Origin of the sequence: Burkholderia lata, assembly GCF_902499025.1 — a bacterium.
GTDB lineage: Bacteria > Pseudomonadota > Gammaproteobacteria > Burkholderiales > Burkholderiaceae > Burkholderia > Burkholderia lata_C.
This window is the reverse complement of the sequence record NZ_CABVPW010000029.1, coordinates 13464-29248: the sequence shown is the minus strand read 5'-3', so window position 1 is coordinate 29248 and position 15785 is coordinate 13464. Positions and strand designations below refer to the sequence as shown.

13 protein-coding genes and 1 pseudogene are annotated in these 15785 nt (G+C 66.8%); 3 read left to right on the top strand and 11 right to left on the bottom strand.

Annotation, left to right across the window (positions count from 1 at the left end; all coding sequences use genetic code 11):
• Positions 1-40: 40 nt before the first annotated feature.
• The 4 genes from ahpF to BDI24065_RS26610 all read right to left on the bottom strand — a co-directional run bounded on the left by ahpF (position 41) and on the right by BDI24065_RS26610 (position 3837).
• On the bottom strand, positions 41-1639 hold the full coding sequence (gene ahpF, locus BDI24065_RS26625) for an alkyl hydroperoxide reductase subunit F (protein WP_175033786.1): 1599 nt from the start codon (positions 1637-1639) through the stop codon (positions 41-43).
• 125 nt (positions 1640-1764) lie between these two features.
• Positions 1765-2328, bottom strand: coding sequence for an alkyl hydroperoxide reductase subunit C (ahpC, locus tag BDI24065_RS26620; RefSeq protein ID WP_006488685.1), 564 nt, complete (start codon positions 2326-2328; stop codon positions 1765-1767).
• A 274-nt stretch (positions 2329-2602) separates the two neighbouring features.
• Positions 2603-2812, bottom strand: coding sequence for a ribbon-helix-helix protein, CopG family (locus BDI24065_RS26615; protein ID WP_175033785.1), 210 nt, complete (start codon positions 2810-2812; stop codon positions 2603-2605).
• A 128-nt stretch (positions 2813-2940) separates the two neighbouring features.
• Positions 2941-3837, bottom strand: coding sequence for a LysR substrate-binding domain-containing protein (locus tag BDI24065_RS26610; RefSeq protein ID WP_175033784.1), 897 nt, complete (start codon positions 3835-3837; stop codon positions 2941-2943).
• Between the two features lie 177 nt (positions 3838-4014).
• On the opposite strand from BDI24065_RS26610, the gene BDI24065_RS26605 reads away from it, so the two are divergent.
• From BDI24065_RS26605 to BDI24065_RS26595, 3 genes are read left to right on the top strand one after another with little or no spacing between them, the layout of a single operon-like run.
• Positions 4015-5181, top strand: coding sequence for a branched-chain amino acid ABC transporter substrate-binding protein (locus BDI24065_RS26605; RefSeq protein WP_175033783.1), 1167 nt, complete (start codon positions 4015-4017; stop codon positions 5179-5181).
• Positions 5182-5214: 33 nt separating this feature from the next.
• Complete coding sequence (locus tag BDI24065_RS26600) at positions 5215-5739, top strand: L-2-amino-thiazoline-4-carboxylic acid hydrolase (RefSeq protein ID WP_175033782.1); 525 nt, start codon at positions 5215-5217, stop codon at positions 5737-5739.
• Positions 5732-7003 (top strand): Zn-dependent hydrolase, encoded by a 1272-nt coding sequence (locus BDI24065_RS26595; RefSeq protein WP_175033781.1) that lies wholly within the window; start codon positions 5732-5734, stop codon positions 7001-7003. Before BDI24065_RS26600 ends, BDI24065_RS26595 begins: the two co-directional genes overlap by 8 nt.
• Positions 7004-7093: 90 nt before the next feature.
• Here the strand turns inward: BDI24065_RS26595 and BDI24065_RS26590 are convergent, their stop codons facing one another.
• The 7 genes and pseudogenes from BDI24065_RS26590 to pgaB all read right to left on the bottom strand — a co-directional run bounded on the left by BDI24065_RS26590 (position 7094) and on the right by pgaB (position 15781).
• Positions 7094-7573, bottom strand: a complete 480-nt coding sequence (locus tag BDI24065_RS26590) for a GNAT family N-acetyltransferase (protein WP_175033780.1) — start codon at positions 7571-7573, stop codon at positions 7094-7096.
• Between the two features lie 33 nt (positions 7574-7606).
• Positions 7607-8440 (bottom strand): c-type cytochrome, encoded by an 834-nt coding sequence (locus BDI24065_RS26585; protein ID WP_175033779.1) that lies wholly within the window; start codon positions 8438-8440, stop codon positions 7607-7609.
• A 299-nt stretch (positions 8441-8739) separates the two neighbouring features.
• Positions 8740-9996, bottom strand: a complete 1257-nt coding sequence (locus tag BDI24065_RS26580) for a hypothetical protein (protein WP_175033853.1) — start codon at positions 9994-9996, stop codon at positions 8740-8742.
• An 8-nt stretch (positions 9997-10004) separates the two neighbouring features.
• Entirely contained in the window at positions 10005-11828 is a 1824-nt protein-coding gene (glmS, locus tag BDI24065_RS26575) for a glutamine--fructose-6-phosphate transaminase (isomerizing) (RefSeq protein ID WP_175033778.1), read from the bottom strand.
• Positions 11829-11946: 118 nt separating this feature from the next.
• On the bottom strand, positions 11947-12435 hold the full coding sequence (locus BDI24065_RS26570; RefSeq protein WP_175033777.1) for a Biofilm PGA synthesis auxiliary protein PgaD: 489 nt from the start codon (positions 12433-12435) through the stop codon (positions 11947-11949).
• Positions 12413-13685, bottom strand: a pseudogene (gene pgaC, locus BDI24065_RS26565) (poly-beta-1,6-N-acetyl-D-glucosamine synthase). The gene BDI24065_RS26570 and the pseudogene pgaC overlap by 23 nt, the downstream one beginning before the upstream one ends.
• Complete coding sequence (gene pgaB, locus BDI24065_RS26560; protein WP_175033775.1) at positions 13682-15781, bottom strand: poly-beta-1,6-N-acetyl-D-glucosamine N-deacetylase PgaB; 2100 nt, start codon at positions 15779-15781, stop codon at positions 13682-13684. The pseudogene pgaC and the gene pgaB overlap by 4 nt, the downstream one beginning before the upstream one ends.
• Positions 15782-15785 lie beyond the last annotated feature (4 nt).

Below are 15785 nucleotides of genomic sequence, written 5' to 3'. Positions count from 1 at the left end.
CCAAGAGAGACAAACTGTTGTGCCGACGGGCTGACGCGCGTTACGCGGCGACCGCTTCCTCGGCCTGCGGTTGCGCGGCAACAACCGGTGCAACGTCCTGCCGGATCAGGTGGTCGAATGCACCGAGCGATGCCTTCGCGCCTTCACCCACGGCGATCACGATCTGCTTGAACGGCACCGTCGTCACGTCGCCGGCCGCGAACACGCCCGGCACCGACGTCGCGCCGCGCGCATCGACGACGATCTCGCCGTGCTTCGACAGTTCGACCGTGCCTTTCAGCCATTCGGTGTTCGGCACGAGGCCGATCTGCACGAATACGCCTTCCAGATCGATGCGTTGCGTGTCACCCGAGCGCAGATCCTTGTAGACGAGCCCGTTCAGCTTGCTGCCGTCGCCGGTCAGCTCGGTCGTTTGCGCCTGCGTGACGATCGTCACGTTCGGCAGGCTGCGCAGCTTGCGTTGCAGCACTTCGTCCGCACGCAGTTGCGCGCCGTATTCGATCAGCGTGACGGCCTTCACGATGCCGGCGAGGTCGATCGCGGCCTCGACACCCGAGTTGCCGCCACCGACCACCGCGACGCGCTTGCCCTTGAACAGCGGGCCGTCGCAGTGCGGGCAGTACGCGACACCGCGGTTGCGGTATTCGCGCTCGCCCGGCACGTTGATTTCACGCCAGCGCGCGCCGGTCGCGAGGACGATCGTCTTCGCCTTCAGCACCGCGCCGTTCGCGAGGCGGATCTGGTGCACGTCGCCCGGAATCAGCGCGTCGGCGCGCTGCACGTCCATGATGTCGACGTCGTACTGCTTCACGTGCTGTTCGAGCGCGGTCGCGAACTTCGGCCCTTCGGTTTCCTGCACCGACACGAAGTTCTCGATCGCCATCGTGTCGAGCACCTGGCCGCCGAAACGCTCGGCGACGACGCCCGTCGCAATGCCCTTGCGCGCCGAGTAGATGGCTGCGGCCGCGCCTGCCGGGCCGCCGCCGACGATCAGCGTATCGAACACCGGCTTGTTCTCGAGCGACTTCGCGGCACGTGCGCTGGCGCCCGTATCGAGTTTCGCGAGGATTTCCTTCACGCTGCTGCGGCCCTGGCCGAACGAGGCACCGTTCAGGAACATCGTCGGCACGGCCATGATCTGGCGCGACTCGACTTCATCCTGGAACAGCGCGCCGTCGATCGCGACGTGACGGATGCGCGGGTTGACCAGCGACATCACGTTCAGCGCCTGCACGACTTCCGGGCAGTTCTGGCACGACAGCGAGAAATACGTCTCGAACGCGTAGTCACCGTCGAGCGCGCGGATCTGTTCGATCACGTCGTCGTCGAGCTTGATCGGGTGGCCGCCCGTCTGCAGCAGCGCGAGCACGAGCGACGTGAATTCGTGGCCCATCGGGATGCCGGCGAAACGGATGCCGGTCGGCTTGCCGGGTTCGCCGATCGAGAACGACGGCTTGCGCTCGGCGTCGTCGCGGCGCTCGGTCACGGTCACGCGATCCGTCAGCGACGCAATCTCGGTCAGCAGCGCCAGCAGTTCCTGCGATTTCGCGCTGTCGTCGAGCGAGGCGACGAGTTCGATCGGGCGCGTGATCTTTTCGAGGTACGCTTTCAGTTGGTTCTTGAGATTGGCGTCGAGCATGGCGTTTCGGATTCCGTATTAATGATTCTGGTCGGGCACGTCGTGCCGGAGGAGGGCGCGGGCCGCATGATGCGGCGGCCCGTAGTGTGTCTCGCGCGCCTCGTGCGAGGCGCGCGGAGCGATCGTCAGATCTTGCCGATCAGGTCGAGCGACGGGGTCAGCGTTTCCGCACCCGGCGTCCACTTGGCCGGGCACACTTCACCCGGGTGCGCCGCGATGTATTGCGCAGCCTGCACCTTGCGCAGCAGTTCGCCTGCGTCGCGGCCGATGCCGTTGTCGTGGATTTCGCACAGCTTGATCTCGCCTTCCGGGTTGATCACGAACGTGCCGCGCAGGGCCATCCCTTCTTCCTCGATCAGCACGTCGAAGTTGCGCGACAGCGTGAGCGTCGGGTCGCCGATCATCGGGTACTTGATCTTGCCGATCGTGTCCGACGTGTCGTGCCATGCCTTGTGCGTGAAGTGCGTGTCGGTCGACACGCCGTAGATTTCGACACCCAGCTTCTGGAATTCCGCGTAACGGTCGGCGAGGTCGCCCAGCTCGGTCGGGCAGACGAACGTGAAGTCGGCCGGGTAGAACACGACGACGGACCACTTGCCCTTGAAGTTCTCTTCCGAGACGGGCACGAAATCGCCGTTGTGGTATGCGGTTGCCTTGAACGGCTTGATTTGGGTGTTGATGATCGGCATCTTGCGAGTTCCTTTGCGGTGGTGTTGATGAAGTGTTCCCAGTATCCGGGTTCACCCTGAGTTTGTGAAATTGCTTGTTTCAATCCGGGGCATCGAGAATTTCTATCTGCTTCCGGCCCTTGATTGGGTGCGGCGTGCGGGGGAGGTAATTGACGCGTGGGTGTATGGACGAGCGGTAGCCGGGCGGAGATGCGGCGAGACGAATTGCATCGAAAGTCAAAAGCAGCGGGTGGAGCGACTCGAGGCGGCGCCGAAGGTTGTTCGGGGCGCGCGTTCACCACTCCGAGCGCAAGTCTTCCTGGTCGACGGCGTTGCGCCCCTTCCAGAGGCCGAACACATTGTCAGCGAGTGTCCGGTTCCGCAGCGCGATGCAGGCGTCGATCGCGTCCCGGATGATCTCGGCGGAGGAACTGTTCTGGTGCGCGGCGATGCGGGTCAACGCCGCATGCTGGTCATCTGATAGATCGACCGGAATTCTGTTCATTGCAACCTCCGTGACGGGACACGACCAAAGTGGCGATCCGGTCGGCCAAGTGCAAGTACTCGGCACGTCCGATGCGAATGCGGCTTCCCGATTCGGCCGGCTGTCGGAGCGACGTCGTCCCGCTCCGCTCAAATCCCCGCCATCTTCCTCAACCACTCCGCCAGCCGCCGCGCCCCATCCGGCATGTCCGCATCCTCGCGCGTGCACAGGTAGTAATCGCGTCCGTCGTCGAGCGCGTGATCGAACAGCTTCACGAGCTCGCCATTCGCCAGCTCGCGCTCGACCAGCGGCGCGCGCAGCAATGCCGCGCCGAGATCCGCGCGCGCGGCGCTCAGCGTGAGCTGGCCGTCTTCGAACATCGGCCCCACCGCATGCGACACATGCTTCACGCCCGCGCCCTGCAGCCAGTTGACCCACGTGCTGCGATCCTCGTCGTGCACGAGCGGGGCGCGCGCGAGATCGGCCGGCATGCGAAACGGCCCGTGGCGCTTCAGGAACGACGGGCTGCACATCGGCACCATCGCGCCCGGCAGCAGCCGCTCGCAGCGGTAGCCGGGCCAGTCGCCGGTGCCGAACCGGATCGACAGGTCCGACGCATCGCTACGGTAGTTGCGGTGATGCGCATACAGCACCGTCACGTCGACGTCCGTGTTGTCGGCCAGGAATGCATGCAGCCGCGGAATGAACCAGCCGATGCCGAGCAGCGGAATCAGGCTGACCGTGATCTGTCGCAGCGACGAGCGGTCGCGCACGAAGCGCGTCGCGCTGCGCAGCACCGAGAACGCGGCGCTGATCGAGCGGTAGTAGTCGCGGCCTTCGTCGGTGAGCGCCAGCAGCCGGCCCTCGCGGACCGTCAGCGGCGTCTGGATGAACGCTTCGAGCAGCTGCAGCTGATGGCTGACCGCCGACGGCGTGATGTCGAGCTCGCCCGCCGCCGCGGTGACCGACCCGAGACGCGCGAACGCTTCGAACGCACGCACCGCGCGCAGCGGGGGATCGTGCGGTAATTGTTCTATATTTTTCATGTGTCGAATTTTATCGAAAAGTCAGGGTAAGCGACAACATGAAAATATCCTGTATTTACAGCGGTGTAGGTTAATGTGTCGGGAATGGCATAAGCATCCAACAATTGGGTATTTGGGGTTTGGGTGCTGAATATTTAATATTTTTCATGTTTTGATCCGATTCGCCGATCCCCGCACATGAAAATCGCTTTCCTCCACGCCAGCCTCGCATTCTCGGCGGCCGCCCTGGTCGCCTCCGTTCCCGCGTTCGCGCAGTCCGCGCCGCAGACGATCCTGATCGGTCTCGCCGCGCCGCTCACCGGCCCGTCCGCGCGGATCGGCAAGGATCTGCAGAACGGCGCGCAACTCGCGATCGACGACGCGAACGCGAAGCATCCGACCATCGGCGGCAAGCCGGTCGTCTACAAGCTCGTCGCGGCCGATGACCAGTCCGATCCGCGCACGGCCGTCGCGGTTGCGCAGCAGCTCGTCGACCAGCACGTGATCGGCGTCGTCGGCCACTGGAACACGGGCTGCAGCGTGCCGGCGTCGCGCGTCTACCGCGATGCGGGCATCCCGCAGATCGCGCCGGCATCCACCGGCCATCAATACACGCAGCAGGGCTATGCAACGGCCTTCCGCATCATGGGTCACGACGACGCGGGCGGCAATTTCACGGGCGCGTATGCGGTGAAGACGCTGAAGGCGAAGCGCATCGCGGTGATCGACGATCGCACGTCGTTCGGCTCGGGGCTCGCCGACCAGTTCATCAAGGGCGTGCAGGCGAACGGCGGCGCGATCGTCGATCGCCAGTACGTGAACGACAAGACGACCGATTTCAGCGGCGTGCTGACCGCGATCAAGGGCAAGCGCGCGGATCTCGTGTTCTTCGGCGGCCTCGATGCGCAGGCTGCGCCGATCGCGCGCCGGATGCGCCAGCTCGGCGTGAACGCGCCGCTGCTCGGCGCGGGCGGCTTCGTGAGCCAGACTTTCCTGTCGCTCGCGGGCAAGGACGGTGACGGCGTGACGGCGCTCGAGCCGGGCCTGCCGCTCGACCGGATGCCGGGCGGCAAGGCGTTCGACACGCAATACCAGGCGCGCTTCCGCGCCCCGATCGAACTGCATGCGCCGTTCGCCTACGACGCGGCCGCCACGCTGATCGCGGCCGCGCAGAAGGCCGGCACGACGCAGCCGGCGAAAATGGTCGCGGCGGTGCGTGCGATCGACCGGCCCGGCGTGACGGGGCGGATCGCGTTCGATGCCGAAGGCAACCTGAAGGATCCGGCCTTCACGATCTACCAGGTGCGCGGCGGCAAGTGGACCGTCGTCGACGTGCTCGGCGGCTCGCGCACCGCGGCCAAGTAACAACACAGCGATCAATCGAAAAAGACGAGCCCCATGACCGAAGCGACCCAGACATCCGCCCCCGCCCCCGAGGACACGCGCCTCGGGATCCTCGCGCGGCGCCGCATCGAAGCGGAAATCATCAAGCCGATCTACGAGATCATGAAGCGCGAGTTCGGTGCCGAGCGCGCGCAGGCCGTGATCGCGGAAGCGGTGCGCGGCGCGGCCGTCGACGCCGGCCGCACGTTCGCCGCGCAGGAACCGGGCGGCACGAGCGTGAAGTCGTTCATCGCGCTGCAGGTGCTGTGGGAGAAGGACGATGCACTCGACGTCGAGGTGCAGCGCGCGGACGACGCGCACTACGACTACGACGTGCATCGCTGCAGCTACGCCGAGATGTATCACGCGATGGGGCTCGGCGAGATCGGGCATCTGCTGAGCTGCGCGCGCGACAGCTATTTCATCCAGGGCTATGCGCCGGACATCGCGCTCACGCGCACGAGCACGATCATGCAGGGCGGCAAGCGCTGTGATTTCCGCTACGCACGGCAAGCCGCGCCGGAGAACGGCGATGCGTGACGACAACGCGAATGCCAAGGTGGCAAGCGTGAGCACGCCGCGCGTCGACGGCGACCGCCTGTGGGCGTCGCTCGACCGGATGGCGCAGATCGGCGCGACGCCGAAGGGCGGCGTCTGCCGCCTCGCGCTGACCGATCTCGATCGCGAATCGCGCGACCTGTTCGTGCAATGGGCGCAAGACGCCGGCTGCACGGTGCGCGTGGACCAGATGGGCAACGTGTTCGCGCGCCGCGCGGGCCGCAACCCCGATGCCGCGCCGGTCATGACCGGCTCGCACGCCGATTCGCAGCCGACGGGCGGCCGCTACGACGGCATCTACGGCGTGCTGGGCGGGCTCGAAGTCGTGCGCGCGCTGAACGACGCGGGTATCGAGACCGAGCGCCCGATCGACGTCGTGATCTGGACCAACGAGGAAGGCTCGCGTTTCGCGCCGGCGATGGTGTCGGCCGGCGTGTTCTCGGGCATCTATACGCTCGAATACGGGCTGTCGCGCACCGATGGCGCGGGCAGGACGATCGGCGAGGAACTGGCGCGGATCGGCTACGCGGGCGCCGAGCCCGTCGGCGGCTATCCGGTGCATGCGGCGTACGAGCTGCATATCGAACAGGGGGCGATTCTCGAACGGGCCGGCAAGACGATCGGCGTCGTGACGGCCGGGCAGGGGCAGCGCTGGTACGAGGTGACGCTCACCGGTGTCGACGCGCACGCGGGCACGACGCCGATGGAATTCCGTCGCGATGCGCTGGTGGGCGCCGCTCGGATGATCTCGTTCGTCGAAGTGCTCGGCCGCCGTTACGCGCCGTATGCACGCGCGACGGTCGGGATGATCGAGGCGCGGCCGAACTCGCGCAATACCGTGCCGGGCGGGTGCTTTTTCACGGTCGAATTCCGTCACCCCGACGACGCGGTGCTCGACGAACTCGACGCGGTGCTGCGTGCCGAGTTGGCCCGTGTGGCCGACGAAACGGGCCTCGGCGCGCAGATCGAGCAGATCTTCACGTATGCGCCGATCCCGTTCGCGCCGCGCTGCATCGACACGGTGCGTGACGCGGCCCAGGGGCTCGGGCTGTCGCACATGGATATCGTGTCCGGCGCGGGTCACGACGCATGCTATGTCGCGCGCGTCGCGCCGACGGGGATGATCTTCGTGCCGTGCGTCGACGGGCTGAGCCACAACGAGGCCGAAGCGATTACGCCTGAATGGGCGGCGGCGGGCGCCGACGTGCTGTTGCGTGCGGTGCTGCAGAGCGCGCAGGAAGTTTGAGCGCGGGTGTGACGGCGGCGGCCCGACGAGCGAGTCTGCGCCAGGCCGCACCGATCACTGCCTGACGACGCGAACGCGCGGGTTGCGTCGTCAGGCCCCCGGCGAATGCGGATCGAGATATCGCCGCATCACATAAAACGCCATATCGGTGCGCGCCGGCATCGTGATCGTCGCGGCGTCGGCCGCGAAGCCGAGCTTTTCATAAAACCGGTACGCGGATTCGCGTGCCGTACACCACACGAGCGCGGCCCCGCGTGTTTCCGCGTGCCGCACGCAGACCTGCACCAGCACGCGCCCGAAGCCCATGCCACGCACGGCGGGGTGGACGGCCATTCCGCGAAGCCGCCATGCCGGTCGCGCAGGATCGTCTTCGCGCATCTCCTCGCAGAGCGACGCAACGGCGACGATGCCCGACGAATCGCGTATGCCGACGTGCAGGGTCGTCGGCGCATGGTCGCCGGCCAGTTCGCACGCGTTCAGATCGTCGTTCAGCAGGATCATCGCCCGGAGCGGGTGCGTCTGCGCAGCTTCGATCGATGTGATGGTGAACAGCGTGTCGCCTGACTTCATCAACGTTCCTTGAATATTCGATTCAGCCGCGCGTTACCGGCCAGCCTTGCGCCGCGCCATATACGCGAGATACGCGACGATCTGGTCGAGTTCGCGGTCGCTCAGCTGGTCGGGCGGAAACGCCGGCATGCTGCGGCCCGGCCAGTCGCGCACCGACGCCGGATTACGAATATAGCGGCGCAGCGCGGCGGGCTGGAAGTAGTCGACCGGATTCATCGGCGCGTTCAGGTCGGGGCCGGCATGGCTGCTGCCCGCGCCGTCGATGCGGTGGCATGCGAGGCATTGCGTGACGAACAGGTGCTGGCCTGCGCGAGCCGGATCATCGGCGGGCAGCGCGGCACCGACGGCGAGCGACGGCCAGCGCGCGAGCGGCGACGATTCGATCGTGATGCGCACGATCTGGTACGGCCACTGCTCACCGCGCACCGACGACGCGTCCGGCCCGAGCCAGACCAGGTAGAACGGCCCGGCGCTGACCTGCTTGCCGGGCAGCTTCGGCCACGGATGCGCCGGATCCTCGATCGCGAGCCACGGAACGGCGCCGGCCGGCGTGCGGCGGCGCACGAGATCCAGCGGCAGTTGGGCGGCGAAGCCGTCGGCGGCACGGGTTTCGAGCACGCCGTCGGCCGGCAGCTTGTCGCCGAGCAGGTCGGCGAACGGCACCGCGCGGAAGGTCATCGGCTTGCCGTACGCGATGTCGCGCGGCACGTGGATGTCGGTGGCATCGGGGCGCGCGAGCAGCGTTTGCCGGGTGAGGGCGCGGGCCGTGCCGTCCGTCTCGAGCTCAAGCGCGGACTGGGCCGACGCACGTTGTCCGATCAGGCATACCGTCAGCAGCAAAAGCGAAAACCACCGGCGCTTCAGCATTCGTTCTCCGGGAAGGGGCGTTCCGGCGGCGACAGGCGGAGCAGGCCGCGGCCGATGGAAGGAATCGGGCGACAGTCTATCCGGTACGCGCGGCGCTGGCGACTGCTGCGCGGGGATGGGGGCGGCGGTCATGATCGGGCAGGCCGGCGGCAGCGCGGCTGGCGGCCTGCCCGCGAGAAGGATGCGGCGTTGCGGGGCGAGGTTTGAGCATGAAGGAGCGGAAGAGGCGGGGAGGCGGGCAAGACGGGACGAGCGCACGGGCCCACCGTATTCACGGCGATCCCGTTACCGGACCTCCATCAATGACTCGAACAAGTCACTTCGCTCTTCGGCAACGGCGTTTCGTGCTCCGGTTCGAAATCGGCTTCGCGCGTGCCCGACGGCGTCAGCGACACGAAATGCATCGTGGTGCCGCCCCCAGGGAAGCCAGCGATACCCGTCGAGCCCCACGGAATCGGCGAACGCTGCACGCCGCTCACTGAAATCTCCGCCGGCCCGAGCGTCAGCGACAGCAGGCGTCCGTCGCGGGTCGGCACGTACGCATGCGTGCCGGACACCCCGATGCCGGACTCCCGCACCGACGCCGGCAGGCAGTCGAGCGTCGCCGTGCGATGGCCGTCCGGCGCGATCAGCATCGCGACGCCGCGAGCGTCCGCCGTCGTCGTGACGACGATGAAGCGGTCGATCTCAGGCACATAGGCCGACGAATACACGTAGTACTGGATCGCGTCGTTCAGCGCTCCCAGCATGTCCAGTCTTGCGGTGACGGGGTCGAACATCGCGTATTCGAGCGTCGCGTCCGTGCTGCCTTCGATGTATTTCTGCCACACGAGCAGCGCGGTATGCGGCGAGCCCGCGACGATGGGCCACCATTCGCGGCGGTGCGGCACGACCGCGACATGGTTCAGCACGCGCCCGGCCGCGTCGTAGGTTTTCACGTACACGCCGTTGCCGGTGCCGAGGTTGTCGACGCCGCCGCCATCGATCCAGTCGGTGGAATAGAACACGACGAAGCGGTCGGCCGCCGTGGCGACGTGCCCCGAGTGGCCGCCCGATTCGACGTCGTTCGGGTAGGGCTTGATCGGCCTCAGGTCGCGGCGGTAGACGCCGTAGCGCTGGCTGACCTCCTGCGGTGCGTTCCAGCCGTCCTCGAACGTGACGAAGATGTCGCCGCGTGCGTTCTGCGCGATCGACACGGGTTCCTGCGCCTCGGGGCGGCTGATGAACGTATGGACGTGCAGCAGGTGCGGCTTGCCGGGCAGCCATTCGCCGACGTACACGTCATGCGGCCAGTTGCCGTTGCGCATCGCGCCGCGCGGCACGATGCCCGAGCTGCTGAAGAACACCCAGCGCTTGCCGTTGCCGGCGTCGGCCACGCCGATGCCGTGCATGAAGCTGCGCGGATCGACGGCCGGGTGAGATGACGGGTCGGCCTGCACGGTGACCGTATGCACGGCCGGCGTGGCGGCGAACGCAGCCGGCAGCGCCGTGACGATGCCGCATGCGCCGCACAGCGCGGCCGCGACGCACTGCGCGACCGCCTGCGCGGGGCGCATTCGCCGCGTCATTCGACGGTCACCGATTTTGCGAGGTTGCGCGGCTTGTCGACGTCGGCGCCGCGCGCGCAGCCGACGTGATACGCGAGCAACTGCAACGGGATCACGTTGACGATCGGTGAAAGCAGGTCGCCCGATTCACGCACGCGGATCAGGTGCGTGTCGCGGTCGGCGTCGATCCCGAGCTGATCGCCGGCCAGCACATAGAGCCGTCCGCCGCGCGCGCGTACCTCGGCCATGTTGGATTTCAGCTTCTGGAACAGGCGGTCGTCCGGCGCGATCGTGACGACCGGCATCGCGCTCGTGACGAGCGCGAGCGGGCCGTGCTTCAGTTCGCCGGCCGCATAGCCTTCCGCGTGGATGTACGACACCTCCTTGAGCTTCAGCGCGCCTTCCATCGCGATCGGGAAATGGATGCCGCGACCGAGGAACAGCGCGTTCTCGGTGTGCGCGAACTTCGCGGCCCAGCCCATGATCTGCGTTTCGAGCGCGAGCGCATGGCCGATGCGCTCGGGCAGCGCACGCAGCTGCTTCAGGTGCAGCGCGACCTGCGCCGCGTCGAGCCGGCCGCGTTGCTGCGCGAGCGTCAGCGTCAGCACGAACAGCGCGACGAGCTGCGTCGTGAACGCCTTGGTCGACGCGACGCCAAGCTCGATCCCGGCCCGCGTCAGGAACCGCAGCGGCGCGTTGCGCGCGATCGTGCTGGTCGCCACGTTGCAGACCGCCATCGACAGTGCCTGGCCCATCTCGCGTGCCCGCTCGATCGCGCCGATCGTGTCGGCCGTTTCGCCCGATTGCGAAATACCGACGACGAGCGTGCGCGGATCGGCCACCGTATCGCGGTAGCGGTATTCGCTGGCGATCTCGACCTGGGCGGGAATGCCGGCGATGGCCTCGAGCCAGTATTTCGCGGTCAGCCCCGCGTAGTAGCTGGTGCCGCAGCCGAGCAGCAGCACGTTCCTCACCTTCGACAGCAGCGCGCGCGTGGCGTCGGTCGCGTCGAACAGCGCCGGCGAGATCGTGTCGATGCCGTCGAGCGTGCTGCCGATCGCCTTCGGCTGCTCGAAGATCTCCTTCTGCATGAAGTGCTGGTACGGGCCGAGCGCGGCGTCGCCGTCGCGCGCCTTCACCTGGCACAGCGGGCGCTGGGCCTCGTGCCCGCCCGAGTCGACCACGGCGATCCGGTCCGGCGTGATCAGTGCGACGTCGCCGTCTTCCAGGTAGACGAAGCGGTCGGTCAGGTCGCCGAGCGCCGCGCAGTCCGACGCGAGGTAGTTCTGTTCGGCGCCGATACCGATCACGAGCGGCGAGCCGGCGCGCGCGGCGACGAGGCGCTGCGGCTCGCGCGCGCTCAGCACCGCGATCGCATACGCGCCATGCAGCCGCTTGACGGCATGCATGACCGAATCGAACAGGTCGTCGCGATAGAGGCTGTGGATCAGGTGCGCGATCACCTCGGTGTCGGTCTGGCCGCGAAACGTATAGCCGCGTTCCCGCAGCTCCGCGCGCAGCGCGTCGTGGTTCTCGATGATGCCGTTGTGCACGACCGCGATCGTGTCGCCGGACATGATCGGATGCGCGTTCATTTCCGACGGCGCGCCGTGGGTTGCCCAGCGCGTATGCGCGATGCAGGTCTGCGCTTCGAGGCCCAGCGTCAGCACGCGGGCCTGCAGGTCGGTCACGCGCCGCAACGTGCGTTCGCTGCGCAGGCGGCCCTCGTCCTGTACGGCGATGCCGCACGAATCGTAGCCGCGATACTCGAGCCGGCTCAGCGCATTGACCAGTTGCGGCACCTGATTGTTCAGGCCGCTTGCTCCGACGATTCCGCACATGTTTCACCTCGTCCACAAAAGGTTGCCGGCCTGCCGGCCAAGCGCGGCAGCGCGGCATCCGGAGCGGCGCCGTGTCGCACGCATGTTGTCCCGTGCGCAGCGGCGCGTCTCCGCTGACCTACTCGCGGGGCTGCGGCCCCGCGTGGGTTACCCATTCGATGCCGGAAATCGAGCCGTTCGCGTCGTGCGACGCGACGAGAATGCGGGTCGTGCGCCGTGCGCCGCGCCGGCGGGCGCCGGCCAGCGCATTCGCCGGCACCGAGCGCACCTTCGCGCTGGCCGAGCGGCGCAGCATCTTCGACACGCGCAGCCGGTAGGCCAGCGGATGCACGACGCGCCCCGCGATCAGCCACGTGACGATGGTGCCCGCGATGGTCGCGATGGCGGTCGCATAGAACACCATCTGCTCGATCGGCATCTCGGCCTGGTTGAACGGCAGCAGGTAGCGGTACGTGTAGATGCAGATCGATGCCCACACGGCACCCACCAGCGCCGGCCGCAAGAGCCGGAACCAGATGATCAGCACGGACCCGGCGATGCGACCGCGCTCGGCGATCATGTCGCGCGGTGCGCGCAGGGAGAGGTCAATAATCGGTGCGTTCTTCATTTTTGAATGCCTCGGTCGGGGCTGACCCATACGGCCCGCTTGCCGCGGCCCCGCAGCACGATGGCAGGCAGGGCGACGACGGTGGTGATCATGCTGATCAGCCAGAAGGCGACGGGATACCAGACGGTGTCCAGGAAATACATCAGGAGTTTTTCGTCGTAGCGACGATCGATCATGCTGCCGATGATCAGTTGCAGGATGCAGGTGGCGACCAGCAGCATGCCGTGCCAGTGCGGCACGACCGATACGTGCCAGCTTTGCGGCAGCGGATACACGACGCCGATCAGCGCCAGCAGCAGGATGAACGACATCGAATAGGCCCACGCGATGCCGATCAGGTACTCGGCGAACAGCGGCCACATCATCATCTGCGTCGGCCGCGCGAGCGTACCCGCGTACTTCATCAGCACCTGGATGCCGCCCTTCGACCAGCGCAACCGCTGCCGGTACAGGCCCTTCAGCGTCTCGGGCATCAGGATCCAGCTCAGCGCGTGCGGCTCGTACACGACGCGCCAGTCGCGGCACTGCAGCTTCCAGCTGATGTCGATGTCCTCGGTCAGCATGTCCGAGCTCCAGTAGCCGACATCGGCGAGCGCGGTCTTGCGGAACATCGTGATCACGCCGGATACCGTGAAGATGCGGCCGTACACCTGCTGCGTGCGCTTGATCAGCCCGACGATCGACGAGAACTCGCCGACCTGCATGCGGCCGAGCAGCGACGTGCGCGTGCGGATGCGCGGGTTGCCGGTCACGGCGCCGACGCCCGGATCGGTCAGGAAATGCTCGAGCATCCAGCCGATCGCGTCATGCGCGAGCAGCGCATCGCCATCGATGCAGAGCAGGTATTCCGCATTCGACACGGCCGCCGCGGTGGTAAGCCCGACCGCCTTGCCTTCGTTGCGCGCGTGATGGATCACGAGCAGCCGCGGGATCTCGACGGCCAGCGCGTTGAGAATCTCGCCGGTGCGATCCTTGCTGCCGTCGTTGACTGCGATGATGTCGTAGTTCGGATACAGCATCCGGTCCAGGTGGCTGATCACGCTGCGCGCGTTCTCGGCTTCGTTGAAGCAGGGCACGACGATCGAGATCTTCGGGATGCCGCTCGACGCGATCGTCCGCGTGGACAGCTCGCGGCCTTCCTCGAGCAGGAAGTAGTGCACGACGCCGCCGATCATCCACAGGTACGACATGAAGAACGGGTAGTAGAAGACGAAATCCTGCAGGCGCTGGATGATGCTGTGGGTGGTCATGGCGTCCTCGTCCCCTGGGTCTTCTGCATCTGCATCAGCGCGTTGATCGACGTCGGGTCGAGGCGCGACTTCAGCGACATCACGTCGCGCATCGCGTCGAGATCCGGCTGGTCGTTCAGGAAGTTGTCCGGGTAGTAGCCGAAATTCACCGCGCCCTCGCTGCGCAGCCGCCGCATCTGCGCGAGCAGCGTGCCGGCCGTCACATCCTTGCGCGCGTGCCAGTCGTACGCCTGCAGTTCGAACACGGTGCGCTGCAGCCCGAGCTTCTTCGCACGGACGGCCCGCACCAGTTGGTCCATCCAGTCTTCGGGATCCTTCGCCTGCTCCATGTACGGCATCGCCATCAGCGCGACGTAGTCGTAGGTGGCGAGGAAATCGTCGTAGTTCTGCGCGTACCACGCCTCCGATTCGGGCTTGAGCACCGGCATCGCGAAGATGTTGCGCGCGGTCAGCACGTCGCCCACGTTCTGGTGGGCCAGCACGACCTGTTCGAGCTGGCGGGTCAGGTCGATCAGGTAGCGCGACTTCTGCCGGGTCCAGCGTTTCAGCAGGTCGGGGTTCTCGCGGATCTTGCCGACGTCGGCCGGCAGCCCCCACTGCGAATAGGTGCGCAGCGCATGCCGGCCGGCATCCTCGTAGTCGTCGAGCACGGCGTCGTCGCTGAACAGGATGCCGCTGAACGACGCGTGCTTGCTGAGATCCTCGTAGACCTGCTGGATCATCAGCCGCGCATCCGGATCGAACGGGCTCAGCCGGAACGTGCGCGTGCCGTTCTCGCGGGCCGGCGCACCGCCGTAGGCACTCACGGCCTCGAGCCCGCGCAGCTTGTCGGCCGGCGGCCGGAACGCGAGCACCGGCATCCATGCGTACACCTGCACGTTGGAGCGCGTGTTGAGCTGCCACGCGGCGCGCGAGAACAGGTCGGCGCGCATCGGCAGGTGCCGGTTCGGGAAATACACGGATTCGGCCACGCCCGTGCCTTTCGGGTCCGCAAACGCCTGCAGGTACACCGATTTCGGCTGCATCCGGTAGATGCGTTCGATCAGCTTGCCGAGATTCACTTCCTGCCGCGCGGGATCCGGATCGTAGACCTGGTCCAGGTCGACCTGCACGGTGCGCTCGGGCACGTCGACGTCGCCGCGGTTCGACGCCGGCTCGCGCATCGAGCGCTCGAACCCGCCGATGTCGACGTCGTACATCAACAGGATCCGCCGCAGCCGGTCCAGCGGCACGTCCGGCGTATTCGGGCCGGCATCGAGGCTGAACTGGATGTCCATGCCGAGTGACGTCGATATCTGGCGCACGGGCTGGTTTTCCGCGCCGTATGGCCACACCATCGAGCGTGCGACGATGCCGGTATGTTCGCGGATCTGCCGCACGCATGTCTGCAGGTCGTTGTGCACGCGCGCTTCGAATTCGGCGTCGGTTTCATAGCGTTTCTCGTCTTGCAGGTAGAGGTGCGACGTGGTCGCCGGCAATTCGTTGCCTTGCGGGTTCGCGATCGCGCCGTGATGGAGGTTGTGCGTGTGGCAACCGAGTTCGACGAGCTGCGACTGGCCGAGCCGCTTCACCTCGTCCCACGACATGAAGGAGTCGCGCGGCACCTGGACCTTGTCGCTGAGGCGGATCGGCGTATCCGGCGGTGTATCGATCCACGCGGTGACGATGCCCATCACGGCCGGATACTTGAACCGCTCGAGTAGCGGCAGCACCTTCGTGTAGTGGCTGCGAAAGCCGTCGTCGAACGTGAGCAGCACCGCGCGCGGCGGCAGCGGCTTGCCGCCGTGCCGCGACTCCTCGATCTGCCTGACCGTGATGGTGTGGTAGTTGTTGGTCTGCAGCCACGAGAAGATCGCGGTCAGCGTGCCGGTATCGACCGCGAACGGATCGACCAGCGCCGACGCCGGCGCCGACGAAAACGACGCCATCAGGTTGTCGCGCACGTCATGCATGCAGATCACGCGAAACGTCTTGCCGTCGGCCGGGTCGGAAGGCGGCAGCAGGTCGATCATCTTGGCGTTGGTCACGCCAGGAAACAGCGAACAGGCGGCAAACGTCCCCAGGCATCCGCACATGAAGGTCCGTCTGGATTGCATGACT